We start from the raw sequence: 26,307 nt of genomic DNA on the forward strand, positions 1-26,307 counted from the left end.
CCTGTGTCATAACTGTGCACAACAGTCAAAAATTCAACCAGTGCGCATCGGGTCGCGCATCGTCACGATCTCTTCCGACATGGTCGGGTGCACGGCGACAGTGCGGTCGAAATCCGCTTTTGTCGCGCCCATCTTGATCGCGACGCCGGCCAACTGGATCATTTCGCCCGCGCCCGGTGCGACGATGTGGCAGCCCAATACCGTGTCGGTCTCCCTGGATACGACGAGTTTCATCAGAACGCGGTAGGGTTGATCCGCGAAGGCCGTGCGCATGGGGCGAAACGAGGTGCAGTAGACATGCACCGGCTCCTGCTCGCGGGCTTCGTCCTCGGTCATGCCGACGGTGCCGAATTCGGGCTGGGTGAACACCGCCGACGGGATCAGCTTGTGATCGACCGGCGTGGGGTTGTTGTTGAACACGGTCTCGACGAAAGCCATTCCCTCGCGGATGGCGACGGGGGTCAGGTTGACGCGGTTGGTCACATCGCCAATGGCATAGACCGAGGGCACGGCAGTCTGGCTGTATTCATCGACGACGATCTCGCCGCCGCGGCCGAGTTCGACGCCGATCTCCTCAAGCCCCATGTCTTTCGTGTTGGGGGCCCGGCCGGTGGCGAAGAGAACCTTGTCGAAGACCGCTTCCTTGCCGTTGGTCGCCTTGACCCAGATCGGGCCGTCGTGGTCCTCGGCAATGTTGTGGGCCTCGGGCTCGTTCGCGGGGGCACCCATGGACGCGTCGGACGAGGTGAGCGCGCCGCTGACGCTGTGATCTTCGGAGGCGGGGGCCATATCGACGATATTGGTGCCGAAATGCAGGTCGATGCCTTTTTCGCTCATGCCTTCAGCGATGATGCCGCGTGCCTCTTCGTCGAAGCCGCGCAGGATCTGGGCGCCGCGATAGTAAAGCGTCACGTCAACGCCAAGGCCCGCCAGAACGCAGGCGAATTCACACGCGATATAGCCGCCGCCGACGATCAGGATGGATTTGGGCAGGGTATCCATGTGGAAAAGGTCATCCGACACGATGCCGAGTTTGGCATTCGGCACTTCGGGCCGGACGGGGTGGCCGCCCGTGGCGATGAGGATGTGTTTCGCGGTGACGTTCTCCCCCGTGGACAGGGTGACGGTGTTGGCGTCCTTGAGGCGGGCGCGGGCATCATAGGTGGTGACGCCGGAATTGCTGAGCAAGCTACGGTAGACACCTTCGAGGCGGTCCAGTTCCCCGTGCAAACGGTCGCGGAAGCCGCACCAGTCGAAGTCGCCCAGCGACATGTCCCAGCCATAGGCGCGTGCTTCGTCGGGCAGGTTGGAAAATTCCGACGCGAAGACCATCAGCTTCTTTGGTACGCAGCCCCGGATGACGCAGGTGCCGCCATAGCGGTCGTCCTCGGCCAGGGCGACTTTGGCGCCGGTGGCGCTGGTCACCCGGGCCGCGCGGACACCGCCGGACCCGCCGCCAATCACGAAAAGGTCGTAGTCATACGGCATGTCGGTCGCCCTTTCAGTCCTGCAGGTCGGTGAAGAGGTTGTCCGTTTCGACGAAATCGAGTCGATCCTCGGCGACCGTGCCTTCGTTGATGTCTCGCGTCTCGACCCGGCCATCGCCGTAGCCGAGGATGACGACATCGCAGATGTCTATGAAAAGACCGTTCTCCACCACGCCGGGCATTTGGTTGAGAACCATTGAAAGCTGATGCGCATTGCCGATGCGGCCCAGATGCAGGTCGAGGATGTAATTGCCCTCGTCGGTGACGAAGGGGCTGTCGCCGTTCATACGCAGGGTGGCGTCTCGGCCCAAAACGTCCATCGAGACAAGCAATTCCTCGATCAGCGACTTCGTGGTCTGCCAACCAAACGGGATGACCTCGACCGGCAACGGAAAGGCACCGAGTTTCTCGACTTCCTTGCCGACATCGGCGATCACGATCATCTGGTCGGAGGCTGTGGCGACGATTTTTTCCTGTAGAAGAGCGCCGCCGCCACCCTTTATAAGATTGAGGTTTCCGTCGAATTCGTCTGCGCCATCGATGGTCACGTCTATCCACCTTGCCTCGTCAAGGCTGATAACCTCGATGCCGACTTCGCGCGCAAGCTCCGCGGTTCGTGTGGACGTAGGCACGCCCCGGATCTTGAGCCCGTCTTCACGCACGAGCTCTCCGAGGCAGCGCACCATCCAAGCGGCTGTAGAGCCGGTTCCAAGACCAACGCGCATGCCGTCTTCCACATAGTCGACGGAGCGCTTTGCAGCTACAAACTTGGCCTTGTCGATCGGTGACAACTCTCCGGTCATGCGCAATTCTCCTACAGGCGTGCATCATTGCCCGCGTTATAGGGAGTTTGCGCGTCAGGGGCGAGGGGTCATTTCAAGACCCAGGAAGTTCGCTTTTTACTGCGCGCGTATTGCGGCCAGATCGGGCGAGATGGTGGAGGGCAAGGTCTTCGTGCCGGTAGATTCACCGCCGAAGAATACAATGACACCGGCAGCGAGGAGGAGGATGAACCCTGTTGTCTGCATTTCAATTCTCCATGTTTAAAGAGAACGTTTGAGGCCGTTTCCGGTTCCATATTGACGTGAGTCGGTTAACCTTAGATGAACGCCCGTAAACCTTTGGCGAATATCTGCGCGTCGACGTCGGTTTTGTGCGACACCAAGAGCACGGCGCAGCATAGTGATGGCTTGGGTAACAGCCCCGAATGCGCTAGGTATTGAGCTCATGTTTCTGTCTGTCTTCGATATGTTCAAGATCGGCATCGGTCCGTCCTCTTCACACACGATGGGGCCGATGGTGGCTGCCGCCAGATTTCTTGATCTGATGCGTGCGTCACCGTTCGAATTTCAAGGTCTGCGCGCCAGTTTGCACGGATCTCTGGCCTTCACCGGCGTCGGGCACGCGACGGACCGCGCGACGATCCTCGGCCTTGCCGGGTTTCGTCCCGAGAATTACGATAATGACAAGGCAGAGGCGGTTCTGGCGGATATCCGCGAGACCCACAGGGTGACACCGCCCGAGCTGCCTGCGCTTCATTTCTACCCCAAGGAAGACCTGAAATTCGACTTCGGACCCAATTTGCCGGGCCATGCCAACGGGATGATCCTGATGGCGACCGACAAACAGGGCGACGTGATTTTGCAAGAGACGTACTATTCGGTTGGCGGCGGTTTTGTTCTTACCGCGGATGAACTGGCCGCCGGGCAGGACACCGACGATGGCCCACCTGTGCCCTATCCGTTCAAAAGTGCGGCCGAAATGCTGGAGATGGCCGAGACCAGCGGCAAGTCCATTGCCGAAATGAAAAAGGCAAACGAGATCTCGCGCGGGGGCTCTGAAAACCTGCGCAGCGGCGTGTCGCGCGTCTGGCAGGTCATGAACGATTGCATCGAGCGCGGGCTTGCGAATGACGGTATCCTGCCGGGCGGTTTGCAGGTGCGTCGCCGGTCCAAGGCGATCTATCAGGCTCTGCTGGCAGAGCGCGGCACGAACCTGAACGCTCCGCACAAAATCAACGATTGGATCAGCATCTACGCGATGTCCGTCAATGAGGAAAATGCCGCCGGCGGTCAGGTCGTCACTGCGCCCACCAACGGGGCAGCGGGTGTGGTTCCTGCGGTCATCAAGTATTGGCTGGAACATGTGCCGGGCGCCAACGAGCGCGAAATCGAGACATTTCTTCTGACAGCCGCAGCGATTGGCGGACTCGTCAAGTTCAACGCGTCGATCAGCGGCGCGGAGGCAGGATGCCAGGCCGAAGTTGGTAGCGCGTCTGCCATGGGGGCTGCTGGGCTGGCCGCGGTTCTGGGTGGGACGCCCGCGCAGATAGAGAACGCCGCAGAGATCGCGCTTGAACATCACCTTGGCATGACATGCGACCCGGTGAAGGGGCTCGTCCAAGTGCCCTGCATTGAACGAAACGGGCTGGGTGCGATCAAGGCGGTGAGTGCCGCGAGTCTCGCACTGCGCGGCGACGGGGTGCATCTCGTGCCTCTGGATGCCTGTATTGAAACAATGCGCCAGACAGGTGCGGACATGAGCGAACGCTACAAAGAAACCTCATTGGGGGGGCTTGCCGTCAACGTACCGAACTGCTGATCGGAAACGGCGAGCGAAGTAGCGAACTTCTAGAAACTAGAAGCAGCTTCGTTTCTGACGCAGAGTTAGCGTGATCCGCATGACGGAGACAGGTCAAATACTAAAAGGTGTCCTTGCCCGCGCCGCAATCTGTTAGGCCGACGGCGGCCATGTGGCGGCGCTCCGCATCAGAACCTCCGCCGTCGCTTCAAAAGCTGACGCGGGCAGGATCAAGAGCATCTTCGGCGCTGTAAACTGGAGCGAAATGGGGCCGGTCGCCTTGTTCGAGGTTCCGATCCGGCCGTCCGGAGTGAAGGTCAGACCGGCGATCGGCCACTCAAGCCCATCCGACAAGCCCTCGACAATACCCAAGGGAAAAAGCGAAACTGGTGTTTCCGGCGCAAGATCCAATGCAAAAGAAGGCGGGGCGACGAAGATGATATTGTTGCTACCCAGAAGTATGCAGCGGCGATGGGGATATCGAACCAGCGTATTGAGATTGGCCAAGTGGTGATCGATCCGCTGCCCAGTGAATCCCACTCCCAGGATCAACGGTGCATCGACATTACGGAGGCATTTTTCGAAGTCGGTGCTATCTTGCTCAGAGATGTGATGCAGGCGGTCATGTGGCAACGCCGCGCGCGTGTCATCACCTAGTGAATCGAAATCACCGATCACGGCAGAAGAAACCAGCCCAGCGGAACGTACGGCATCCGCGCCGCCATCTGCGGCGACGATGTGGTCACCGATGGCCAAAGCCCGGATAAAGTCTGTTTCACCAAGCTGGCCGCCACCGACCAGTGTGACTGGGTGAGAATGCTCAACAATCAAGGTGAATTTCCATCATTAACCACTATTTTGGAAACAGGACACATTCTCGCCTCGAAATGATACGGTAAAATTCTAAGAATCGGGCCGCTTTCGACGCTGCCATCATGGTAAAAAATATGATTGCAGGCAAAGTAGAGCGAGCGAAAAAATGGTAAGCACAAGCAAAATTCTGACCGTATCCTACGGCACGTTTTCGTGCACTTTGGAAGGTTTCGACGATTCGTTCGAAACAATGAAGGCCATTGCAGAGTATTTTCGCGACTTGGCTGCCGACGATAGGTATTTCGGTGCGGAACCACCGAGCCCGGACGCCGAGATGCTTGCCCGCATTGCCGAGCGCGAGATTTCCCGCCGCGTCGAAGCACGCGAAGAGCAAGGAAAAATCCACCTCCGGGCCGATGAGGGACATGGCGTTGCCGAGGCTCTTACACATGCCGCGCCGGTCGCGGCACCTGCCGCCGCCGACGAAGCGCCCGAAACCAAGCCTGAGTCGGCGAAGGAAAATGTCGGCTCCGAAACTGAGCTTGAAGCTCAGCAGCCAACCGAAGCATCCGAGGCGACAGCTGACACTGTGGCCGAATCCGCGCCCAAATCCCCGGTGGAAGCGTCGGAGTTCGAAACGCTGCCAGCGCGACAGCCTGAAGATGATGCCAAGGTGGCTCCCGCAGAACCCGACGCGTTCGAATTGGCCGCTGAATCTCCAGAGCAGGTAGAGTCCGAATCAAAAACATCAGGCGAGGCCGAAACGGCCGGAAACGAACCAGTTCCTGAAGCCGAAGACGTAATGGCCGGAATCGAGATCAAAGACGAAGCAATCGCCGATGAGGAGATTGCGAATGCCGGGACCACCTGTTCCGCCCCCGACGTTACGCGAGACGTAGATCCGTCTTTGGAAAGTGTGGTCGGGAGTGAAGCTTCGCCGGAGTCTGAGACCAAAGGCGATGCATACGACGCGGACGTCGAGGCGTTCATCGCCGACGCGGCGGCGGACGAGGCCAGTTCTTCTGCGCCGGACCAACGTGAAGCCGGAACCAGCGCTGCGGGTGATTATGACGCCGAACCCGCAGAGGCCGTGGTCACGGGGTATGGAGCACTCTCCCCAAGAGCCGAAGAAACTGAGGCGACTGTTGAATTTGTTACCGGTCCGCGAGACGAGCCTACGGCACGCGACGATGACGCCGATAGCGTCGCGGAAAAACTTCGTCGCATAAGGTCGGTCGTTTCGCAAAGTCATCTTGACTACGAAGTGTCAGATTACAGCGAAGATGAGCATGCCTACGGCACGATGAGCAACGCCTCGGAAGAGTTGCACGCACTGCTTAACGAATCTTATGCTGATAACTATGAAACGGCACACCATGCCGCACATACGGATGAAGCTTCGTCGGAAGACATCTTTACCGAAGAGCTGTCTGAGCTTGAGGGCGAACCGGAGCCGAAAGTCACCACCGCAGCAGAAGACGACGATGCAGAACAGACTCAAAGCATTCCGTCCGACGAGGATACGCTTGATGCGCTCATGGCCGACTTGGACGCGGATGCAGAAGAACAGTCCCAGAGCGCTGCTGAAGACACTACCGATGCGGATCTCGATGCTGAAACGTTAGAACGTGACAACAATGCCCAATCCGCACCGTCACTGGACCATGACACGGCCGCAAGAATAGACCAAGACACGCTGTCGCAACTTCTCGCGGATGCGGAGCCTGTTCAGGGCGCCGGTGCAGATGTGCCGGCGATTGCTGATAACCTGGATGATTTGGCAGAGGACGATCTGGGTGAAGACGAGGCCCCCGAGTCGCTTTTTGCCGATCTCGACGACGCTCTCGACGCAGGCGAAGAAGACTTGGATGACGAAGGTCAGTCGCCATTCGTACTGGGCGAGGAAGCGCGCATATCAGAGCACCACGAGAGCGCTACTTCGCGTCCTCTGAACGCTCGTGTACTCAAGATGAAACGTTCCGAATTCGAGACCGCGTTCGCGCAGGGCATGATCAAGGAGGAAGCCGAGGCGAACGCGTATATGGGCGACGGCGCGTACCTTGGCGATGAGGCGATCCTCAGCCCCGAAGAAGAAGCCGATCTGCAGCGCGAGCTAGCCGAAGTCGAGGCGGAACTGGCCGATAGTGGCTTTGAAAAGAGCATGGCTAGCGAAGCGGATAGGGCCCAATTCGACACCGAAGACGATAACTGGGAAGAAGAGGCTGACTTCGAGGATGCGGCCATTGCCGAGGCAAGCTCTCAGAATAGTGCGCTTGTGCAAGACAATCGTCAGCACGCCACAACAGAGTTTGAGGACGAGGATGAAGACGAGTCTCAGTCCGAAGCCCGGGATCGTGAGTTAAAGGCCTCGATTGACGAAGCCGCTTCCGCCAATGACGCTGCCCGGACCGAAGGCGAGCACACAGCAGGTGAGGTGGCCAAACCTCGCAGCGGCCTCTCGCGACTGCTCGGTATGGGAAAACGCGCTCCCGAAGATGAAAAACGTATTTTCGAGGAAGCTGACAGCCAGATGGACGACAAGGACGCCAGTATGCGGCGCACGGCAATTCAGCATCTGCGTGCCGCCGTTGCCGCAACAAAAGCCGAGAAGAGTGCCGGCGTTGACGTGAACCAGGGGGTTGATGAAACCCCTTATCGCTCTGACTTAGCCGAAGTGGTGCGCCCGCGGCGCCCCAGCGCCCCGGCCTCGACAAGCCGTTCGGTACGGCCGAACGAACAACGTCCAGCGCCGCTCAAATTAGTGGCCGAGCAACGGGTTGATACTGAGCGTGCACCGGTGCGCCCGCGCCGCGTCACTTCGGTGCCGGCGCCGGTGCCGAAATCAAACGACGGTGGCTTCACGGCCTTTGCCGAAGAGATGGGGGCGACCGACCTCTCAGACCTGCTTGAGGCCGCAGCTGCCTACATGTCGGATGTCGAGGGTCACTCGGAATTCACACGTCCGATGCTTATGGGTAAGCTGAAAGAAGTAAACAGTGGAAACTACAGCCGCGAAGACGGCCTTCGCTCTTTCGGGCAGCTTCTGCGGCAAGGAAAATTGCGCAAAGTCCAAGGCGGACGTTTCTCGGCTACCGACGAAACCGAGTTCCGGGCCGAGGCGCGAAACGCCGGCTGATCTGGGCCAGGTTCGTCATGAAAACCCCCGGTCCACCTGCCGGGGGTTTCTGGTTTCAGTGAATGCCGTTGAAGGCCTGTCGTCGTACACTACAGGGAGTCTCGCCGTATTTTTTCTGAAACCAGCGCTTCATAAGCGTGACGTTTGAAAATCCGCAGGCAATGGCGACTTCGCCGACCGGTAGAGAAGTCTGTGTCATCAGGTCATGGGCGCGGTCGAGGCGCAGGTCGCGATAAACTTTCAGGGGGGAGCTCCCCAACTTTTCGGCAAAACCACGCTCAAGCTTTCGCGCCGAAATTCCTATGATTTCAGAAACTTGAGATACGCTCAAAGTGTCCTCAATATGGTCTTCCATGATCTGGAGCGCATCTGAAATCATTTCGCAACCCTGCGCCCGCCGGTGCAAACGCCAGCGCTCGCCAGCCCCGTTGCCGCTCCGAGACTCGGGTCCTTCCAGACCGAGATCACGCGCCAGTGCGGCTTCGGTAAAATTGCCTTCGCGGGCACCGATGAGTTCGACTATCATCTGCATTGCGGCGGCCGGACCGGTGGCGCTGCTGAAGGCTTTATAGTGACAAGTGGCCTCGTCTTGCATTTCCACGGTCGAGCAGGTTTCCCGCACACCGGCATGGAATGCCGAGTGCACGGACAAGCGCTTTGCCCCGAGCACGCCTGTCGCCAATGGCACGAATACTGCTCCCCCGACGACGCACACCCGCGCGGCGTTGCGTATTGCGGACCGCAGCGGAGATACCTCTGACCCAGTCGGTCGCCAAGGCGTTTCGACGCCGCCAATCAGCACCAGTATCTGATCCGGTGCACAGCTTAGTGTTTCGCTGCAAGAGTTCGCTGCTTCAACGCAGGTCCAGTCGTAGATATCGTGGGCCAAAATCTTGTTGGCGCGTCGCAGCACATGAATACAAGTTTCTGCGACAAATGCACTGTCTCTGTTTTGAACGAAGAAAACGAACTTATTCGAAAGGCTGCGCTGGTCTCGCAGCGGGCGCGGGTCGGGCGTGCCGACGGGATCTAGGTTTGAGAGGTACATGTCCTTTGTGACTTTCCCTGTTGTGAACGGATCCCTGAATTCCGTGCTTGATGAATTGCCTTTAGGTTACGTTGACGAGAGAGGTCTCGACCGCATGCAGGAAGGACCCTGCAGAGGAGGATGCGGAGAGCAGAAGATAGGCGTCGGGGCCAGTGCAGATAATCAGCACCCCAAGATGCTCCATGACCGTGCGCGCGGCGGCACCTTCGTCAAAGGCGTCGGGATGCAGATCGATCGGGCATATGCGTTCCAGCGCGGTTCGGACCAGCGGTCCGTCGAGCATCAGACCTGTCCAGACATCGGTCTGGTCGGTGGTATAAGCCGCGCCTTTCAGCAGGCTCTGCACATGTGGTTCTGCATCCGGCGTTGCGCGCGTGAAAATCGCGAAGGCCTGGTCGGGGCCAAGGCGCACAAGGCGGGTATCGTCCTTGCCCATGACCGACTGTCCCGGCGCGGGCAAGTCGGCGCCAAAGCCCGATTTGACCGCTTGAAGCGTCGCATCCTCGGCACCGAGCGGTAAAGCGATGGACACGATCGCCAGGTCGTCGGGCGCGTAAAGCCGCGTGTCGCCGAAGTTGTGGTCGACGCCCTTGAGGGGGGGGGCGGCAATGAGGGTGAAATCAGCCACGCAGACGCTCTCCTTCCGGGTCGACGAAATGGGCCGAGACGATCTCGACCTCCATTTCGGTGCCGTGCACGGGGCTGACCGCGCGGACGATCTCGCCCATGCGCTCGTGCCCGCTCTTGATGAAGCCCAGGCCGATATGGTGGCCGAGGTTGGGCGAATAGGCGACCGAGGTCATCCATCCCTGGTCATGCTCCATGTCGGCGAGGGCCTGTTTGTTCAGGAAATGCGAGCCGGCGATCAGCTTCTTGTCGCGGTCGACGGGGCGGAAGCCGACTAGCCGAACGGCGTCCTCGCGCACCATCTCGGGGCGTTGCGCCAGGACCTGGCCGATGCATTCCTTTTTCTGGCTGACCATCTTTCCCAGCTGGATATTGTGGGCGGTGGTTTGGCCGTTCAGCTCGTTGCCGGTGCAGTGGCCTTTTTCGATCCGCATGACGCCAAGCGCCTCGGTTCCATACGGTGCCGCATCGAATTCTGCGCCCGCCTCGTTCAGCACCGCCATCATCGAGTTGCCGAACCGCGCGGGCACGGCAATTTCATAGGCCATCTCGCCCGAGAACGAGATCCGGAACAATCGCGCGGGCGTGCCGCCGCAGACGGTTACGTGACCGCAGGCCATGAAGGGAAACGCCTCGTTCGACAGGTCGTGTTCCGCGTCGATCACCTTGCGCAGCAGGTCGCGCGATTTTGGTCCAGCGACGGCGAACTGCGCCCAGCCGTCGGTGGTGGAAATCAGGTGAACGTCCATGTCGGGCCAAAGGCACTGGCGTGCGAATTCCAGCCGGCGAAAAACCGTGACGGCGTTGGCGGTAGTCGTGGTCATCACGAAGTGGTTTTCATCCAGCCTTGCGGTGGTGCCATCGTCGTAGCATATGCCATCCTCGCGCAGCATTAGGCCATAGCGGACCCGGCCGACCTTAAGGGTCGAGAAGGTGTTGGCATAGACCTTGTCGAGGAAGGCGCCGGCATCCTTGCCCTGGATGTCGATCTTGCCCAGCGTTGTGACGTCGCAGATGCCGACGCTAGTGCGTGCTGTCAGGGCCTCGCGGTCGACGGAATCGCGCCAGCCTTGCTCGCCCGGACGCGTGTACCATTCAGCCCGCAGCCAGTTACCCACGGTGACGAAGCTGGCGCCGTTCTGCTCGGCCCATTTGTGGCTGGGGGTCAGGCGGTAGGGGCGGAAATCCTTGCCGCGCGCGCGACCGGCCAGCGCGCCGATGGGCACGGGTGTATAAGGCGGGCGGAAGATGGTTGTGCCGACCTCGGGAATGGTCTTGCCGCGTTCCTCGGCCAGGATAGCGAGCCCCGCGATGTTCGAGGTCTTGCCCTGGTCGGTTGCCATGCCCATCGTCGTGTACCGCTTGAGCAGTTCGACCGAGCGGAAACCCTCGGTGTTGGCCAGCTTGATATCCTTGACGGTGACGTCGTTCTGCAGGTCGACCCAGGCCCGATGCTTGCTTTGCTTGACGTGCCAGAAGGCGGCGGCCCCGCGCGGTTCATCCTCGGCCTGCGGCAGGTCGGTGGCCTTGGCCTCGATGCCGAGCGCGTCGAGTTGCGCGGTGGCTTGGGCCTGGCCTTCCGCCAGTGCGGCAGCGAGGGTCATGGACCCGTTCGCGGCCCCGGCGACGGCCATGCCCACCGGCAGGTCGCCGCCCGGTACGAATGCGCACAAGTCGTCGCGCCATTTAGGACGGCCGCGCTGGTGGCAGGTGAGGTGCACGTTTGGGTTCCAGCCGCCTGACACGGCCAGCGCGTCGACGGGAATGACCTTGCCATTGGTCAGGGTGATCGACTTTACGCCCTTGCGACCGATGGTGTTCATAACCGCCTCGCCCGCGACATGCCGAACGCCTGGCAGGTCAATGGGGGCGGGCGTGTCACGGCTGTCGACCACGACGGGAACCTCGATGCCCTTGGCCACAAGATCGGCGGCGGTGCGCCAGCCGTCGTCGTTGTTGGTGAAGACGGCGACGTGCTTGCCCGGGGTGGCGGCATAGCGGTTGGCATAGCTGCGCACGGCGCCGGCCAGCATGATGCCGGGGCGGTCGTTGTTGCCGAAGGCGATGGGGCGCTCGGTGGCGCCTGCCGCCAGAACGGCCCGCCTGGAATAGATGCGCCACAGGATCTGGCGCGGCTTGTCGCCGCCATCCGCAAGGTGATCGGTGCAGCGTTCGAGCGCGCCGTAGATGCCGTGATCGTAAGCGCCGTAGACGGTGGTGCGGGGCATAAGACGGACGTTATCCATCGACGCCAATTCGTCCGCGGTTTGCGCCGCCCAGTCGGTGCCGGACATGCCGCCCAGCTCCAGCGTCTCGCAGTTGAGGCGACCGCCGGGGCGGGAATCCTCATCCGCGAGGATCACTCTGGCACCTGAGCGCGCGGCGGTCAGTGCCGCCATCAGGCCCGAGGGACCCGCGCCGATGACCAGCAGGTCGCAATGCAGGAAGCCCTTGTCGTACGTGTCGGGATCGTCCTTCATCGACAGGCGCCCAAGTCCGGCGGCGGAGCGGATCACTGGCTCGTAGAGCTTTTCCCAGAACGCCTTGGGCCACATAAAGGTCTTGTAGTAAAAACCCGCCGACAGGAAGGGCGAGAAGAAATCGTTGACCGCTAGCAGGTCGTATTCCAGCGTGCCGCGATGGTTCTGCGAGGTGGCGTTCAGCCCGTCGAAGAGCTCGACCATTGTGGCGCGTGTGTTCGGCTCCTGATAGGCGCCTTCGCGCAGGTGGACCAGCGCGTTGGGTTCCTCGGAGCCGTCGGTAAACACGCCGCGCGGGCGGTGATACTTGAAGGAGCGGCCCATCAGAAGCTGGCCATTGGCGAGAAGCGCCGAGGCGAGCGTGTCGCCGGGATGGCCGCGGAACCACTTGTCGTTAAAGCGGAACTTGATCTCTTTCGAGCGGTCGATCAGGCCGCCCTTGATACGGTTTTTCTGGGTCATTTGCCGCGCCCCCGTTTGCGTGCCACGTCACGGGCCAGTTCGACCGCCGTGATCTCGTGGGTCAGGGTGTTGCGCGTGACCACCAGCCAGGAGCGGTCGCCTTGTTCGTGGTACCAAAGCTCCTGGTGCTGGCCTGCGGGGTTGTCGCGCAGATAGCCGTAGCTGTGGAACTGTTCCATCGCGTCGGCGGCCTGCCAGTCGGGCCGGTCGATGAGGGCGGCATCGCCGAGATAGACGAATTCGGCGGCGTCTCGCGGGCCCAGAAGGGGATGGTCGATAATCATGTCTGTGCGCCCCTCAGTGCAGGTTGGGCTGGTTGCCCATGCCTTTTTCGTCGATCAGGTTGCCGGTCATGAACCGGTCCAGCCGCATTTCCGTCGCGGTGGGGTGCGGCTCGTCCTTGGCCAGCAGGTGGGCATAGCAGAAGCCGGAGGCGGGCGTGGCCTTGAACCCGCCATAGCACCAGCCGCCGTTGAAATAGAGCCCGTCGATATGTGTCTTGTCGATGAAGGGCGAGCCGTCCATCGACATGTCCATGACGCCACCCCAGGACCGCAGCAGGCGGGCGCGGCCGATCATCGGCATGATCGCCATGCCGCCCTCGCAGACGTCCTCGACGACCGGAAGGTTGCCGCGCTGGGCGTAAGTGTTGTAGCCGTCGATGTCGCCGCCGAAGACCAGCCCGCCCTTGTCGGACTGGCTGACGTAGAAATGGCCGGCGCCGAAGGTGATCACGCCGGGAAGAGTCGGTTTGAGACCTTCAGAGACGAACGCTTGCAACACGTGCGATTCAATGGGTAAGCGCATGCCAGCCATCGCGGCGACGCGGCCGGAGGACCCGGCAACGCACATTGCCACTTTCTTGGCGCGGATGGGGCCGCGCGAGGTTTCGACCCCGAGGCAGCTGCCATTCTCGATCTGAAAGCCAGTGACCTCGCAATTCTGGATGATATCAACGCCGCGGCTGTCGGCGCCGCGGGCATAGCCCCAGGCGACGGCGTCGTGCCGCGCGGTACCGCCGCGGCGTTGAAAGAGGCCGCCCTTGATGGGAAAGCGGGCGTTGTCGTAATCGAGGAACGGCAGTTCCTTTTTCAGCTGGGCGGCATCGACCAGTTCGGCATCGGCGCCAGCGAGGAACATCGAGTTCGCGCGCCGCACGAAGGCATCGCGCTGGCCGTCGGTGTGGATGAGGTTGAGGATCGAGCGCTGCGAGACCATCGAGTTGTAATTCGTGTCCTGCTCGAGGTTTTCCCACAGCTTCATCGAGAATTCGTAGAACGGCTCGTTGCCGGGCAGCAGGTAGTTGGAGCGGATGATGGTGGTGTTGCGACCGATATTGCCCGAGCCGAGCCAGCCTTTTTCAAGAACGGCGACGTTGGTCAGGCCGAATTCCTTGGCGAGGTAGTAGGCGGTCGACAGGCCATGCCCACCGCCGCCAATGATGACGATGTCATATTCCGCCTTGGGCTCGGGTTCGCGCCAGGCGCGTGTCCAACCCTTGTTGCCGGTCAGGCCTTCCCAGAGGACCTTGAATCCACTGTAGCGCATAAGATGATTCCCACGATTGCTGACATCAGTGTGCGGCATTCTTGGCGAATGGACTTTTCCAAAACGGACGGATAATTTCTGATTATGGACAATATTGGTTCAAATCTGGATGCCTCGCGCAGAATCGGGATCTTACCGGTCCCGGGCTTCGCAATGATGTCCTTTGCCGCGCTGACTGAACCGATGCGGGCTGCGAACCTGCTGGCGCGGCGGCAGCTTTACGAGGTGGTGACCGTCGGATCTGACATGGATCCAGTGCCGAGTTCCGGGGCGGGCATGGTGGTGCCCGAGATCGAAGTGGGTGAGACGGACGCGTTCGATTACCTCTTTGTCGTGGCGGGCGGGGACCCCACGCTTTACAACGACCGTGCGGTGCTGAACTGGCTGGCGCGGGTGGCCCGGGCGGGCGTGCCGCTGGGCGGGGTGTCGGGCGGGCCGATCATCCTGGCCCGGGCGGGGCTGATGCAAGGGCGGCGCATGACAGTCCACTGGGAACACGCCGGGGCGCTGGCCGAGATTTCCCCGAGCCTGGTTCTGGAACGCTCGCTTTACGTGATCGACAGGGACCGGGTGACCTGTGCGGGCGGCACCGCGCCGATGGACCTGATGCACGCGCTGATCACGCAGCATCACGGGGCGCATTTCGCGCGGTTGGTCAGCGACTGGTTCATGCATACGGAAATTCGCCCTTCGGCCGGTCCGCAACGCTCCGGTCTGGTGGAGCGGGTGGGTACGACCGTTCCCGCCATTCTCGATGCGGTGGAGGCTATGGAGGCGAATGTCGCCGAACCGTTGGACCTGTCGCGCCTGTCTTCGGTTGCAGGCCTTTCGTCGCGCCAACTCAACCGCGTGTTCCGCGACAAGCTGGGTCGGCCGGTAATGCGTTACTATCGTGAGTTACGACTTGAAAAGGCGCAGAGTCTTTTGCGAAATTCCCCGCTCAGCCTGACCGAAATCGCGCTCGCCACCGGCTTTGCAAGTTCCGCCCACTTCTCGCGTACCTACAGCAAACGTTTCGGTCAGCCGCCCTCGGCCTACAGATAGGTTTGCGTCAATCGGGCTGCGGTTTGCGCCGCGCGGCTTGCCACGGCCATTGGGCGCGTTAGGGTTCGGAAAACATCTACGGCGAGGTTACTTATGCACATCTTGGTACTGCAACACGAACGCGTCGAGCATCCTGCAGTTTTTCGCAAGTTCCTTCGCGAGGACGGACATACGTGGGACGCGATCGAGCTGGACGAAGGAGAGGCGTTGCCCGAAAGCATGGATGGTTACGATGCACTTTGGGTACTGGGCGGTCCGATGGACACCTGGCAGGAGGATCTGCATCCGTGGCTGAAGGACGAAAAGGTGTTCATCCGCGATGCGGTCGAGGGGCAGGGTATTCCGTTTCTCGGGCTTTGCCTGGGACATCAGTTGCTTGCAGAGGCATTGGGCGGTGCGGTCGGCCCATCGAAGACTCCCGAAATCGGCGTGTTGGACGTACAGTTGACCGAAGCCGGGGCAAGCGGGGTGTTTTTCGATGGCTTGCCGGAAGTATTCCAATGCCTTCAGTGGCATTCTGCCGAGGTGACCGAGCTGCCGGAAGGGGCGCAGGTCCTCGCGACGTCTCCTGCCTGTCCCGTGCAGGCGATGAAATGGGGAACGCGCGCTTACTCCATGCAGTTTCACATCGAGATTGAACATGACACGGTCGAGGCGTGGGGAGAGATCCCGGAATATGCTGACGCCCTGGAAAAGGCGCTGGGCAAAGGAGCCCTTGGCTCTTTTCAGGAAGATTGCGCCAAACGCATGGACAGGTTCAACGAGATGGCCGAGCGTATCTACATCAACTGGCTTCAGGCGACGGCGCGGACCTAGGCGCTTTCGGAAGCGAAGGGCGGGTTCTGCGGTGCAAGCTGCGCATGCCCGGCGATGAAATCCGCCGCACGGGCCGCTAGCATCTGGGCCGGCGCGTTGAGATTCGCGCTGATCACGCGGGGCATCACCGCGGCATCCACAACGCGCAGCCCCTCTATACCGTGAACGCGAAATCTTTCATCTACCACGGAGTTCTGTCCCAGCCGCATCCGGCATGTCCCGCATGGATGGAAATCCGTTGTCACGTTCGCACGGATCCATGCGCGGATTTCTGCATCGGTCTTTACGTCCGGTCCTGGGTCGACCTCGACGTCGCGAAATGTATCGGAAAGCTCACGCGGCTTTTGCACATCGGCCCGGCCTCGAGAACCAGGATTTTCTTCGACCTGTCGCGTCCCAAACCGTTGGCGAGCGTACATCCGGCAGTTCCTGCGCCGATGATGATATAGTCAAATTCGCGGGACGGATGGCTCACGCGTCTTGGCCCCAGCCTTCGGATTGCATCTCTCGAAGGCGGCTCGCGGTGCGTTCGAATTCAAAGCTGCCCTCACCTTCGACGTATAGATACTCGGGTTCTGCGGCAGCAGAGCAGACGAGTCGGACCTTTGCCTCGTAAAGCGCGTCGATCAGGGTCACAAATCGCTTGGCCTCATTGAAGTTCGACCGGCTGAGTTGTGGTATGTTTTCCAGCACCAGAACCCGGGCTGCCTGAGCGAGGGCAAGATAATCAGCGGGACCAAGCGAGCGCCCGCAGAGGTCATAGAAACTGGCCCGCGCCACGCCGTTGTGAAAAGCGGGAATCTCAACCTCGCGTTTATTGACGACAAGGGTTAGTGGCGCGCCCTTGCCCTCGGTCAGGTCGCGCCACACTTCCTTGATCTTGGCGCGGGCCTCTGGGGTATTTGGTGTGAAATACGTTGGACTGCCTGCCAGCCGACCCTGACGATGGTCGGTGGGGCTGACCATCTCGTGGATGACCATCCGTTCTTTCAGAAGCTCGATGAAGGGCAGGAACAGCTGGCGGTTGAGACCGTCCTTGTAAAGTTCGTCGGGCTCGCGGTTGGAGGTTGTCACCACCGCAACACCCGAAGCGAATAGCGACTCGAAGAGCCGGCCCACGATCATGGCGTCAGTGATGTCGGTGATCTGCATCTCGTCGAAGGCCAGGCACCGCACCGAATCCGACACCTCCTTGGCGACGGGGGCCAGCGCGTCTTCTTTTCCGGCGGCGCGGGCCTTGTGCATCCCGGCATGGATCTCCTGCATGAAGGCATGGAAATGCACGCGGCGCTTGGGCACCGACAGCGTTTCCACGAACATATCCATCAGCATCGACTTGCCGCGCCCGACACCGCCCCAGAGGTAAAGACCTTTGGGCGCCTCGACCTGCCTGCGAAAGAACCCCTTTTTCTGGGGTTGAGCCAGATCGGCGCGCAGACGCTCCAGCTCCTCGACGACCGCGACCTGCGCATCGTCGCGTTTCAGAACGCCCTCGTCGACCAGGCGTTCGTATTTGTCGGGGACCGTCTCCATGCCCTTGTGGATACCGAAGCTGCGACGGCGTGGAAAGCAGGAAGCGGTTCGCGAAACCGAATTGTATGCATCACAATCGCTGAATTGACGCTTCGGCGGGGGCGGGTACTGTCGCGGCATTCTTCGGAGGGTCCCATGCAGAAATCCGCGTCGATCTTCACACCTGTGCTGGTGGCGGGCTGCTTGATCATGCTGGTGTCGTTCTCTATCCGGGCGGCGTTCGGTGTGTTCCAGATCCCGATTGCCGAGGAATTCAACTGGCTGCGGGTGGAGTTCAGCCTGGCCATCGCGGTGCAGAACCTGGCCTGGGGGATCGGCCAACCGATATTCGGCGCGATTGCCGAGAAAGTGGGCGACCGCAAGGCCATCATCCTTGGTGCGTTGATGTATGCCGCCGGACTGGTGCTATCTTCCTTTGCCACGACGCCGCTGGCGCATCAGCTGTACGAAGTGCTTGTGGGATTCGGGATTGCGGGCACAGGGTTTGGAGTGATCCTCGCCGTGGTGGGGCGCGCCAGCAGCGACGAGAACCGCTCGATGAGCCTGGCCATCGCGACCGCCGCAGGATCGGCGGGGCAGGTATTCGGTCCACCTATTGCAGAGTACCTGCTGTCGATGATGGGCTGGCAGTCGGTTTTCCTGATCTTCGCGGCGGCGATCCTGGCTGTGCTGGCCTGCCTGCCGCTGATGCGCGCGCCGGAGCCTGTCAGCACGACGGAGTTGGAAGAGACCATGGGCCAGATCCTGGTCAAGGCGTTCCGCGACCCGAGCTATACGCTGATCTTTCTCGGCTTTTTCTCCTGCGGCTACCAGCTAGGCTTTATCACCGCACATTTCCCGGCCTTCGTGACGGAGTATTGCGGGCCGATCGTGGCGGGCAGCGTGTTGCACAACATGGGGGTGACCACGACCTCGGCGCTGGGGGCGGTGGCCATCGCGCTGATCGGGCTGGCCAATATCGCGGGGACGCTGACGGCTGGATGGTTGGGAAAACGCCACTCCAAGAAGCTGTTGCTGGCCGGGATCTATACCGGGCGGACCCTTGTCGCGGCCGCTTTCATCCTGTTTCCGATCACGCCGACCAGTGTGCTGCTGTTCTCGGCGGCGATGGGGTCACTGTGGCTGGCGACCGTGCCACTGACCAGCGGGCTGATCGCGCATATCTATGGGCTGAGATACATGGGTACGCTTTACGGGATCGTTTTCTTCAGTCACCAGCTGGGTAGTTTCCTGGGTGTTTGGCTGGGGGGGCAGTTGTATGATATCTACGGAAACTATTCGATGGTCTGGTGGATCGGCGTGGGAGTGGGCGCATTTTCAGCAATCGTGCATCTTCCGGTAAAAGAACGGGCGCTGCCGCGCGGTGCCTTGGCCTGACGCTCGCGTCGCTGTTTCTTCTGGCGCTGGGCCCGGCCGTTGCGGAGGACGTCGACGATTGGATCGCCGCCACGCCCGAACGGTATCATCAGACGTTGCGCGCGGGACAGGAAGATCCGACATTTTCGGCCTTTCGCGAGATGTGCCCGGCGGATGTTTTTCGCGACCTCGGCCGCAAGCCGGGCGGTTCGCGGGATTGTACGGATCGACCGGGATGGTGCTTGGCGTTGTGCCGGACGGGGCAGGCGCGGGCCTGTTTCGGACTGGCGCGCGCGGTGGAAATCGAGCTGGACGTCGAGGGCCAGGCCACGGTGAAGTTTCCTTTCTTCATGGCCGCATGCGCGGCTGGGGACGCCAATGCGTGCACGAATGCCGGCGCCACGGCGACGCGCGGCAGCTGGATCGCGGGAACGCGACCCGCCGTCGCCGAGGCGCGGGAGTGCCAAGTTCGCACCTACGAGACGGCCTGCACGGCGCAGGCACCTTGGGGCTGTTACATGTTGGGCGCGGAATGGGCGCAGGCGGGTGACACTGCCAAGGCGCGGGACGCGTGGCAGCGCGTTTGCGATGTCGACGCCGATGGCAGCGCCTGCGAAGCAGCGCGGTCCCAACTGGATTAGGGCGCCACGCCCTTTGCGACGTGAAGCGTGTCCATGACTTCGGAGACCTCGGCCACATGGGTGTAGGCCAGCGTGTGCCCTGCGCCGGGGATGACAACGTTGCGCGCAGCTGGGTTCAGTGCTGCCAGCCGGTCGCGGCCCGCAAGGGGGATCACGTCGTCGGTCTCGCCCCAGATCGCCAAGGTCGGAATACCGGCGTCGCAGATGGCGCGGTGGGCGGGGGCGAGGTCTTCGTCCATGATGCCCCTGAGCGAAGACAAGACGGCAGGTGCGAACCCGTGTTTGCGGCTTTCGGCAATTTGCAGATCGACCATGTCGGGGATGGCCGACGGCAGGCTACGTTCGGAGTTCAGGCCACGGCGCAGGCTCCGGGGATAAAAGCCCAGCATCATCCACTTGCCGATATTGGGGTGGTTGATGGCCATCTGGGCCACCGGCCCGAGGTCGTGACCCAGACCGGCGGGCGCGATCAGGCAAAGCTGGCACACCCGGTCGGGATGTGCAGCGGCAAATCCCGTCGCGATGGCACCGCCCATGGAATAGCCGAGCAGGGTGAAGTCGCCCTCGATCCCCTGGTGATCCAGCAGCGCGGCAAGCTGGGCTGTGAAGAATGTGCTGACCTGTTCGCCTTTGGGGCGGGCCGAGAGGCCGCGACCATAAAGGTCATAGGTCAGGACGCGAAAGCCCATCCCGGAGAGGTGGTCGGCGAGCGGACCCCAGACAAAGCTGGGCGTGGTCAGGCCGTGGACGCAGACCGCGACAGGGCCACCTTCGGGCCCGCGCCACTGGAACCATGTCGGGCCGTTCGGCAGATCGGCCACCTGGCCCGTGGCCGCTGCGCGTTGCTTGTTTGTGACGCGGGGGCGGAAGGCCTCGGCGATTAAGGGGGCGGCGACAAGGGCAGTGCCGGCGGAGAGAAACGCCCAGCCGATCACCGCGACGCCTGCCAAGCGTCGAGGATGTAACGGCTGGTCATCAGGTCCAGATGCGCGCCGCCGCCGTTCTTGAATAGGGTGATGTCTTCGTCGCTGCCGCGGGTGAAGTGTTCCGGCTCGTAATAGTCGGCCACGAGGTGATCGCGGGTGATCGTGCCGGACTCGAGCGGGATCTTGATCTCGCCGATATGACCCACCGTCGTGTCGTAGCTGTCGACAAAGACGCGGGCGCGTTGCAGGGCGGTGTCGTCGGCCTCTCGCATGTCGGGGCGGTAGGCGCCGACAAGGTCGATATGCTGGCCGGGCTGGAACCAGTCGCCCTTGAGCACGGGTTCGTTGGACATGGTGGCAGAGGTGACGATGTCGGCGGCGCGCACGGCGTTTTCCAGATCGTCGGCCACGGTCAGGCCGGCGCAATCATCCACCATCGCCACGGCATTGGCGCGAGTGCGGTTCCAGACGGTGAATTGTGCGTCGGGAAAGCCCGCGCTGTAGGCCTGGAAGAGCGACCGGCCCACGGTGCCCGCGCCGACGATCAGGATGTTGCGGCTGTCGGGCCTTGCGAGCCGGCGAGCGGCGAAAAGGCTGTCTCCGGCGGTCTTCCACTTGGTCACGAGGTGGAAGTCGATGACGGCCTCCAAGCTGCCATTGCTGTCGGAAAAGACGCTGACCGAACCGTTGATCATCGGTTCGCCCTTGTAGGGGTTGCCGGGGAAGATCGTGGCGGATTTGACCGCCAGCCCCATCCCGTCGATCCAAGCCGACCGGCTGAGCAGCGTGTCAGGGTCGCGGTAGAGGAAGGTATCGCCGATCTCGGCCTTGGGGCGCTTATGACCGGCCTCGAACGTGTCGCAGAGCGCCAGCCAGTCGAGCAGCGTCTCGCCTTCGTCGAAGGGGATGATGGATATGCTCATGGGCGCGCTCCTTGCTTTTGGTATCGGAAGGTATGCGTGCTGGCGCGGTTGGCGTCAAACGCCGCGCGCGTCACAGGTGGCGGGGTTCGTCACTGGCTACGATCTGATCCTTCCGGGACTCGCGCCAGATCAGGTAGAGGCCGGAACCCAGGATCAGGGCGATCCCGATCCACGCTGTGCGGTCGGGCCACGTGCCAAACACGGTGACGCCCCACATAATGGCCATGGGCATGGCGACGTATTCGAAGGGCGCGGCGAACGCGGCCTCGGAAATGCGGTAGGCTTGGCTGATGAAGAACCCGCCCAGCACGCTGCTGACGCCCAGCATGACCAGAATCCACCAGTCATGCGCCGCGATCGTACCCCACGCACGGAACAGGAAGGCCAGCGAGGCGTGATCCTGCTGGGCGAACTTTCCATCGCCGATCGAAAGACCGATGATGCAGCAGGAGAGGATGAAGGTGATTTGGATATAGACCGCCATGGTCGCCGCCGACTCCGTGCCGCCGACCTTGCGGGCGACCATGTGAATCACGGCGTAAAGCACCGCCGCGGCCATGGGCAGGAGGGCGGCAGCCTGAAAGGCTGAGGTGCCGGGCTTGACGATCACCAGAACGCCCACGAAGCCCACGGCGATGGCCGCCCAGCGCCGGGCGCCCACGGTTTCGCGCAGGAAGATCACCGAGAAGACGGTGATGACCAGCGGCGAAATGAAGAACACCGCCACCGCGTCGGCGATGGGCATCGCCGCCAGTCCGAGGAAGAGGCAAGAGTTGGCGCCGACCACGCAGATCCCGCGCAACAGGTGCGCGCCGGGGCGCCGCGTGCGCAGCACCCGCAGGCCGTAGAAAGGCAGGAAAATCACCGCGAAGGTCAGCAAGCCGATGGCCGACCGGAAAAACACGATCTGGTGCAGGGCATAGTCGTTAGACAGGAATTTGATGCCCACGTCGTTCAGCGAAAAGCACATGACAGCCAGCAGGGCGCAGCCCGCGCCGGCAAGGTTTGTGCGCGACACGCTCATCCTTGCGCTGCCTTGCGGACCATGCGTTCCAGCGCATCGAGAAAGCGCGAGCGGTCGGCCTTGGTAAACCCCTTGCCGCCGCCTTGCCTAAACGGGTCGGCGGCGCGCAGGTCGCTCATCAGGTCGCGGGTGGCGAGCGCGTTGCCGATATTGGCTTGGGTCATCGCCTCGCCATTGTGTTTCAACACCAGCGCGCCTGCCTCGACGCATTTGGCGGCGAGGGGGATGTCGCCGGTTATGACGACATCGCCCGGCCCGGCACGCTCGGCGATCCAAATGTCGGCCACATCGGGGCCGTCGGGCACGATGATGGTTTCCACCAGCGGATTGCGCGACGGGCGGAGGCCGCCGTTGGAAACGATGAAGATCTTCTGCTTGTGACGGGTGCCCACCCGCTCGACCTCGTCCTTGACCGGACAGGCATCGGCGTCGACGTAAAGGGACATGGGCCTATTCCGCCGCCTTGGCGCCGCGCGCGACCTTGTATTCCTCCGGGATGGGCATGCGGTTGAAGGCGTCCAGACCGGCGATCTTGTAGGCCTCGGCCAGCGTTGGATAGTTGAATGTGTTCTGCACGAAATAGTCTACGGTGCCCTTCAGGTTCAGCACGGCCTGCGCGATGTGAATGAGCTCGGTCGCGCCTTCGCCGACGATCTGGACGCCCAGCACCCGGCGGGTTTTAAGGGAAACGAGCATTTTCAGCATCCCGTGTTCCAGCCCCATGATGTTTCCGCGCGATGTCTCGCGGAAGCGGGCGATGCCGACCTCGTAAGCGATGCCACGCTCCTGCATTTCCTCCTCTGACATGCCGCAGGTGGAAATCTCTGGGACGGAATAAATGCCGTAAGGGAACCAGGGGCTTTCGGGCAGGGTGGGCGTGTCGAGCGCGTGACAGGCGGCGATGCGGCCCTGTTGCAGGGAGGTCGAGGCGAGCGAGGGATGCCCGATCACGTCGCCCGCAGCATAGATATGCGGCACGCTCGTCTGGTAGGTTTTGCGATCCACCTCCAACCGGCCGCGGTGGTCGGTCTTCAGCCCCGCCTTGTCGAGGCCCAGCCGATCCGTGGCGCCCATGCGCCCGGCGGCGAAGAGCAGCATCTCGGAGCGGACGTGCCGCCCGTTGGCGAGCGTGGTCTCGATATGCTCACCCGCGTCCTCGATCGTCTCGATGGCCGAGCCGAGGCGCAGGTCGACGCCATTCTCGCGGATCTGGTGGGTGAAATCGTCGATCAGGGTCTTGTCGATGAAGTCTAGGAAGCTGTCGCGGGGCTCGATCAGGGTGACGCGCACGTCGAGGGCCGAGAACATGGTGGCGTATTCGACGCCGATCACGCCCGCGCCCACAACGACAAGGCTGCGCGGGATCTGGCCCAGTTCGAGAAACTCGTCACTATCCACGACCGTCTTGCCGTTGAAAGGCACGTAATCGGGACGGTACGTCTTGGTGCCCGTGGAGATCAGGAACCGATCGGCGGTGAGCGACATGGTCTCGCCCGCCTCGGTCGCCACGTCGAGGGCATTGGGCCCGGTGAAACTGGCCAGCCCGTGCAGGGTATCGACGTGGTTGCGGTTGAACTGGTGTTCCAGCACGTCGACCTCGTAATCGAGGGTTTTGTGCAGGCGCATCTTGAGATCCTGCGCGCCGATATCGTCCTTTACCCGGTAAGAGCGGCCATAAAAGCTGCGCTCGCGGTAGCCCGAGAGGTTGAGCACGGTTTCCCGCAAGGTCTTGGACGGGATCGTGCCGGTATGCACCGACACGCCGCCCAGGCGCTCCTTGCGGTCCACGACCAGCACCCGGCGTTTCAGCTTGCCCGCCTGGATCGCGGCAGAGCGTCCGGCGGGGCCGGAGCCGATGATGATGAGGTCGTAATGGCTCATGTCTTACCCTGCGTAGAGCGCTTCGGCGTGGAAGGCGACGTGTTCCTCCATGAAGGAGGAGACGAAGAAATAGCTGTGGTCGTAACCGGGCTGCATGCGCAGGATGGATTGCTGGCGGCGGGTGGCGCAAGCCTTGGCAAAGCTTTCGGGCATCAGAAGGTCCAGAAACTGGTCCGAGGTTCCGGTATCGCACAAAATCGGACCATCGAAGCCCTTCTCGTTCATCAGAAGCGTGGCGTCATGCTTGGCCCACTGGCTTTCGTCAGAGCCCAGGTAAGCGCCGAACTGCTTGCGGCCCCAGCTGCTTTGCGTGGGGTTCACGATGGGCGAGAAGGCCGAGACCGAGGCGAAGCGGTCGGGCATGTTCATCGCGATGGTCAGCGCGCCGTGCCCGCCCATGGAGTGGCCGGTGATGGCCTGACGGGCGCTGTCGATGGCGAAGTTCGAGGCGATCAGAACGGGCAGCTCCTCGGTCACGTAGTCCCACATGCGGAAATGCGGCGCCCAGGGGTCCTGGGTGGCGTTGACATAAAAGCCCGCGCCCTGCCCGAGGTCGAAAGCGTCGTCATTTGCCACGCCCTCGCCCCGCGGCGAGGTGTCGGGGAAGACCAGCGCGATGCCCTGTTCGGCGGCCCATTGTTGTGCGCCGGCCTTGGTCATGGCGTTTTCATGGGTGCAGGTGAGGCCTGAGAGATACCACAGCACGGGCACGGTGCCCCATTTCGCCTCCTGCGGCATGAACAGGCCGAATGTCATGTCACAGTCGCACGCCTTGGATGTGTGGGTGTAGACACCTTGCGTGCCGCCGAAGCAGGCATTTTCCGAAACGGTTTCCATCACGATCTTCCTTCTGTCCTTTGAGCGGTGAGACACCGGATTGTCGTCACCCGGCGGCTGTCGCGCGGACCGTATCATGCCCAGCCCTGCGGCCAACCGCGAATTTTGTCGGCATCGGCATAGCGCCAACAGGTTTCAGTTTTGCAAATGCCGGGCAGCGGGGCAGGCCGATTACTGGTATAGGCCGGTGACCCAGCCAATGACGATCGACACGGTAAAGACGGCAACGGCGGTAGAGACCAGGATCGAGGCCGAGACCCGCTGCGGCGCGACGCGGTAGTGCTCGGCCAGGATGTAGACGTTGCCGGCGACGGGCAGGGCGGCGGCGGTGATCATCACGGCGGCCGGGTAGGGATCGACCGGGAAAAGGTAGAGCGCGGAAAAGGCGACGAAGAGCGGATGCAGGATCAGCTTGTTGAAGCTGAGCCAGCCCGCGACGAAGGGGCGTTCGGCGGATTTGGTGGCAAGCGACGCGCCGATGGCAAAGAGCGCGCCCGGGGTCGCCGCGCCGCCCAGCAGAGACAGGAAATCGTTCATGACCGGGTGGATCGGGAGGTCGAAGGCGGACCACGCGAGCCCGAGCGTGATGGACACGATCATCGGGTTTTTCACGAGGCCGATGCCGACGGTGCGAAAGATCCCCAAGCTCATGCGTCCGTCACGGGTGCCGGTGACGACGATCACGATGAGCGAACCGAACACTATGAGGTCGACGGCCAGCACCAGCATCACGGGTCCGATGGCATCCGGCCCCAGCAGCAGGGTCAGCATCGGCACGCCGAGAAAGCCCACGTTGCCGATCACGCCGCATTGAGCCTCGAACGCCGCTTCTTCGGCCTTGAGCTTGCGGAAGAAGGCGACCAGCGTCACCAGCCCGTAAACGAAGGCCGTGCCCCAGAGGTAGGCCATCACGAACCGCCAGTCGAAGATCTCGCTCATCGTCAGGTTCGCGGAGAACCGGAACAGCATCGCCGACAGGGCGAAGTAAAAGACGAATTTCGTGAGGTAGGCCGTGGCCTCTTCGCTGAAGAACCCGGTGCGCCCTGCCCAGTAGCCAAGCCCGATCAGCAGGAAGAAGGGCAGGGTTTGCATGAAGATATCCAGCATGACGCGGTGGTAGCATGCTGGCGGGGGGCGTCAATCGC

At 61.9% G+C, this 26,307-nt stretch carries 24 protein-coding genes; 6 read left to right on the plus strand and 18 right to left on the minus strand.

All coding sequences use genetic code 11. The annotated features are described in order from the left end of the window. Window positions 1-33 precede the first annotated feature (33 nt). The 3 genes from PVV74_RS08130 to PVV74_RS08140 form a co-directional block, all read right to left on the minus strand. Window positions 34-1,488: an FAD-dependent oxidoreductase gene (locus PVV74_RS08130; RefSeq protein WP_274592839.1), complete on the minus strand. Its 1,455-nt coding sequence runs from the start codon at window positions 1,486-1,488 to the stop codon at window positions 34-36. A gap of 13 nt (window positions 1,489-1,501) precedes the next feature. Next, the gene (gene rpiA / locus PVV74_RS08135; protein WP_274592840.1) at window positions 1,502-2,290 is read right to left on the minus strand and encodes a ribose-5-phosphate isomerase RpiA; all 789 of its coding nucleotides are present in this window, start codon (window positions 2,288-2,290) and stop codon (window positions 1,502-1,504) included. Between the two features lie 96 nt (window positions 2,291-2,386). Then, window positions 2,387-2,515, minus strand: a complete 129-nt coding sequence (locus PVV74_RS08140; RefSeq protein WP_274592841.1) for a hypothetical protein — start codon at window positions 2,513-2,515, stop codon at window positions 2,387-2,389. A gap of 199 nt (window positions 2,516-2,714) precedes the next feature. Between PVV74_RS08140 and PVV74_RS08145 the strand changes: the two genes are divergently transcribed. Then, window positions 2,715-4,088, plus strand: a complete 1,374-nt coding sequence (locus PVV74_RS08145; RefSeq protein WP_274592842.1) for an L-serine ammonia-lyase — start codon at window positions 2,715-2,717, stop codon at window positions 4,086-4,088. 132 nt (window positions 4,089-4,220) lie between these two features. Here PVV74_RS08145 and PVV74_RS08150 read toward each other — a convergent pair whose 3' ends face one another. Further along, window positions 4,221-4,898, minus strand: a complete 678-nt coding sequence (locus PVV74_RS08150; RefSeq protein WP_103762732.1) for a thiamine diphosphokinase — start codon at window positions 4,896-4,898, stop codon at window positions 4,221-4,223. Between the two features lie 148 nt (window positions 4,899-5,046). On the opposite strand from PVV74_RS08150, the gene PVV74_RS08155 reads away from it, so the two are divergent. Continuing rightward, on the plus strand, window positions 5,047-8,016 hold the full coding sequence (locus PVV74_RS08155) for a hypothetical protein (RefSeq protein ID WP_274592843.1): 2,970 nt from the start codon (window positions 5,047-5,049) through the stop codon (window positions 8,014-8,016). 55 nt (window positions 8,017-8,071) lie between these two features. Here PVV74_RS08155 and PVV74_RS08160 read toward each other — a convergent pair whose 3' ends face one another. The 5 genes from PVV74_RS08160 to PVV74_RS08180 all read right to left on the minus strand — a co-directional run bounded on the left by PVV74_RS08160 (window position 8,072) and on the right by PVV74_RS08180 (window position 14,181). After that, window positions 8,072-9,064 (minus strand): helix-turn-helix domain-containing protein, encoded by a 993-nt coding sequence (locus tag PVV74_RS08160; RefSeq protein WP_103762734.1) that lies wholly within the window; start codon window positions 9,062-9,064, stop codon window positions 8,072-8,074. 61 nt (window positions 9,065-9,125) lie between these two features. Beyond that, on the minus strand, window positions 9,126-9,692 hold the full coding sequence (locus PVV74_RS08165; RefSeq protein WP_274592844.1) for a sarcosine oxidase subunit gamma: 567 nt from the start codon (window positions 9,690-9,692) through the stop codon (window positions 9,126-9,128). Beyond that, entirely contained in the window at window positions 9,685-12,633 is a 2,949-nt protein-coding gene (locus tag PVV74_RS08170; RefSeq protein WP_274592845.1) for a sarcosine oxidase subunit alpha family protein, read from the minus strand. Before PVV74_RS08170 ends, PVV74_RS08165 begins: the two co-directional genes overlap by 8 nt. Continuing rightward, window positions 12,630-12,917 carry a sarcosine oxidase subunit delta gene (locus tag PVV74_RS08175; protein WP_103762737.1) on the minus strand — a complete coding sequence of 96 codons (288 nt, stop codon included), beginning with the start codon at window positions 12,915-12,917 and terminating at the stop codon, window positions 12,630-12,632. The genes PVV74_RS08170 and PVV74_RS08175 overlap by 4 nt, the downstream gene beginning before the upstream one ends. Window positions 12,918-12,930: 13 nt before the next feature. Next, complete coding sequence (locus PVV74_RS08180) at window positions 12,931-14,181, minus strand: sarcosine oxidase subunit beta family protein (protein WP_103762738.1); 1,251 nt, start codon at window positions 14,179-14,181, stop codon at window positions 12,931-12,933. Window positions 14,182-14,334: 153 nt separating this feature from the next. Between PVV74_RS08180 and PVV74_RS08185 the strand changes: the two genes are divergently transcribed. After that, window positions 14,335-15,225: a GlxA family transcriptional regulator gene (locus PVV74_RS08185; RefSeq protein ID WP_274592846.1), complete on the plus strand. Its 891-nt coding sequence runs from the start codon at window positions 14,335-14,337 to the stop codon at window positions 15,223-15,225. A gap of 207 nt (window positions 15,226-15,432) precedes the next feature. Next, window positions 15,433-16,041, plus strand: a complete 609-nt coding sequence (locus tag PVV74_RS08190; protein WP_274592847.1) for a type 1 glutamine amidotransferase — start codon at window positions 15,433-15,435, stop codon at window positions 16,039-16,041. Here the strand turns inward: PVV74_RS08190 and PVV74_RS08195 are convergent. Both PVV74_RS08195 and zapE read right to left on the minus strand, forming a co-directional pair. Continuing rightward, complete coding sequence (locus PVV74_RS08195) at window positions 16,038-16,460, minus strand: GMC oxidoreductase (RefSeq protein WP_274592848.1); 423 nt, start codon at window positions 16,458-16,460, stop codon at window positions 16,038-16,040. The two genes, PVV74_RS08190 and PVV74_RS08195, sit on opposite strands and share 4 nt — an antisense overlap. Before the next feature lie 52 nt (window positions 16,461-16,512). Then, the gene (zapE, locus tag PVV74_RS08200) at window positions 16,513-17,574 is read right to left on the minus strand and encodes a cell division protein ZapE (protein WP_103762742.1); all 1,062 of its coding nucleotides are present in this window, start codon (window positions 17,572-17,574) and stop codon (window positions 16,513-16,515) included. Window positions 17,575-17,709: 135 nt separating this feature from the next. On the opposite strand from zapE, the gene PVV74_RS08205 reads away from it, so the two are divergent. Further along, a complete protein-coding gene (locus tag PVV74_RS08205) occupies window positions 17,710-18,951 on the plus strand; it encodes an MFS transporter (protein ID WP_274592849.1) in 1,242 nt (413 codons plus the stop codon). 221 nt (window positions 18,952-19,172) lie between these two features. Further along, on the plus strand, window positions 19,173-19,571 hold the full coding sequence (locus tag PVV74_RS08210) for a hypothetical protein (RefSeq protein WP_274592850.1): 399 nt from the start codon (window positions 19,173-19,175) through the stop codon (window positions 19,569-19,571). Here PVV74_RS08210 and PVV74_RS08215 read toward each other — a convergent pair. The 7 genes from PVV74_RS08215 to PVV74_RS08245 form a co-directional block, all read right to left on the minus strand. Next, window positions 19,568-20,506, minus strand: coding sequence for an alpha/beta fold hydrolase (locus tag PVV74_RS08215; RefSeq protein ID WP_274592851.1), 939 nt, complete (start codon window positions 20,504-20,506; stop codon window positions 19,568-19,570). The genes PVV74_RS08210 and PVV74_RS08215 overlap by 4 nt on opposite strands. Further along, a complete protein-coding gene (locus PVV74_RS08220) occupies window positions 20,503-21,420 on the minus strand; it encodes an ornithine cyclodeaminase family protein (protein ID WP_274592852.1) in 918 nt (305 codons plus the stop codon). The genes PVV74_RS08215 and PVV74_RS08220 overlap by 4 nt, the downstream gene beginning before the upstream one ends. 70 nt (window positions 21,421-21,490) lie before the next feature. Beyond that, window positions 21,491-22,444, minus strand: coding sequence for a DMT family transporter (locus PVV74_RS08225; protein ID WP_274592853.1), 954 nt, complete (start codon window positions 22,442-22,444; stop codon window positions 21,491-21,493). After that, on the minus strand, window positions 22,441-22,890 hold the full coding sequence (locus tag PVV74_RS08230; RefSeq protein ID WP_274592854.1) for a YaiI/YqxD family protein: 450 nt from the start codon (window positions 22,888-22,890) through the stop codon (window positions 22,441-22,443). The genes PVV74_RS08225 and PVV74_RS08230 overlap by 4 nt, the downstream gene beginning before the upstream one ends. 4 nt (window positions 22,891-22,894) lie before the next feature. After that, window positions 22,895-24,325, minus strand: coding sequence for a Si-specific NAD(P)(+) transhydrogenase (gene sthA / locus PVV74_RS08235; RefSeq protein WP_274592855.1), 1,431 nt, complete (start codon window positions 24,323-24,325; stop codon window positions 22,895-22,897). A 3-nt stretch (window positions 24,326-24,328) separates the two neighbouring features. Beyond that, window positions 24,329-25,162, minus strand: a complete 834-nt coding sequence (gene fghA / locus PVV74_RS08240; protein ID WP_103762749.1) for an S-formylglutathione hydrolase — start codon at window positions 25,160-25,162, stop codon at window positions 24,329-24,331. A 171-nt stretch (window positions 25,163-25,333) separates the two neighbouring features. Then, window positions 25,334-26,269, minus strand: a complete 936-nt coding sequence (locus PVV74_RS08245; protein WP_274592856.1) for an AEC family transporter — start codon at window positions 26,267-26,269, stop codon at window positions 25,334-25,336. Between the last annotated feature and the right edge of the window lie 38 nt (window positions 26,270-26,307).

This window comes from Roseovarius sp. SK2 (assembly GCF_028807495.1).
GTDB classification, from domain to species: domain Bacteria; phylum Pseudomonadota; class Alphaproteobacteria; order Rhodobacterales; family Rhodobacteraceae; genus Roseovarius; species Roseovarius confluentis.

Excerpts from the sequence above, each read along its gene's own strand:
- zapE (WP_103762742.1), bottom strand. The coding sequence starts at position 17,574 with ATGGAGACGGTCCCCGACAAATACGAACGCCTGGTCGACGAGGGCGTT.
- PVV74_RS08140 (WP_274592841.1), bottom strand. The coding sequence starts at position 2,515 with ATGCAGACAACAGGGTTCATCCTCCTCCTCGCTGCCGGTGTCATTGTA.
- rpiA (WP_274592840.1), bottom strand. The coding sequence starts at position 2,290 with ATGACCGGAGAGTTGTCACCGATCGACAAGGCCAAGTTTGTAGCTGCA.
- PVV74_RS08205 (WP_274592849.1), top strand. The coding sequence starts at position 17,710 with ATGCAGAAATCCGCGTCGATCTTCACACCTGTGCTGGTGGCGGGCTGC.
- PVV74_RS08220 (WP_274592852.1), bottom strand. The coding sequence starts at position 21,420 with ATGAGCATATCCATCATCCCCTTCGACGAAGGCGAGACGCTGCTCGAC.
- PVV74_RS08230 (WP_274592854.1), bottom strand. The coding sequence starts at position 22,890 with ATGTCCCTTTACGTCGACGCCGATGCCTGTCCGGTCAAGGACGAGGTC.
- PVV74_RS08130 (WP_274592839.1), bottom strand. The coding sequence starts at position 1,488 with ATGCCGTATGACTACGACCTTTTCGTGATTGGCGGCGGGTCCGGCGGT.
- PVV74_RS08245 (WP_274592856.1), bottom strand. The coding sequence starts at position 26,269 with ATGCTGGATATCTTCATGCAAACCCTGCCCTTCTTCCTGCTGATCGGG.
- PVV74_RS08155 (WP_274592843.1), top strand. The coding sequence starts at position 5,047 with ATGGTAAGCACAAGCAAAATTCTGACCGTATCCTACGGCACGTTTTCG.
- sthA (WP_274592855.1), bottom strand. The coding sequence starts at position 24,325 with ATGAGCCATTACGACCTCATCATCATCGGCTCCGGCCCCGCCGGACGC.
- PVV74_RS08180 (WP_103762738.1), bottom strand. The coding sequence starts at position 14,181 with ATGCGCTACAGTGGATTCAAGGTCCTCTGGGAAGGCCTGACCGGCAAC.
- PVV74_RS08225 (WP_274592853.1), bottom strand. The coding sequence starts at position 22,444 with ATGAGCGTGTCGCGCACAAACCTTGCCGGCGCGGGCTGCGCCCTGCTG.
- PVV74_RS08195 (WP_274592848.1), bottom strand. The coding sequence starts at position 16,460 with ATGTACGCTCGCCAACGGTTTGGGACGCGACAGGTCGAAGAAAATCCT.
- PVV74_RS08185 (WP_274592846.1), top strand. The coding sequence starts at position 14,335 with ATGATGTCCTTTGCCGCGCTGACTGAACCGATGCGGGCTGCGAACCTG.
- fghA (WP_103762749.1), bottom strand. The coding sequence starts at position 25,162 with ATGGAAACCGTTTCGGAAAATGCCTGCTTCGGCGGCACGCAAGGTGTC.
- PVV74_RS08175 (WP_103762737.1), bottom strand. The coding sequence starts at position 12,917 with ATGATTATCGACCATCCCCTTCTGGGCCCGCGAGACGCCGCCGAATTC.
- PVV74_RS08145 (WP_274592842.1), top strand. The coding sequence starts at position 2,715 with ATGTTTCTGTCTGTCTTCGATATGTTCAAGATCGGCATCGGTCCGTCC.
- PVV74_RS08170 (WP_274592845.1), bottom strand. The coding sequence starts at position 12,633 with ATGACCCAGAAAAACCGTATCAAGGGCGGCCTGATCGACCGCTCGAAA.
- PVV74_RS08160 (WP_103762734.1), bottom strand. The coding sequence starts at position 9,064 with ATGTACCTCTCAAACCTAGATCCCGTCGGCACGCCCGACCCGCGCCCG.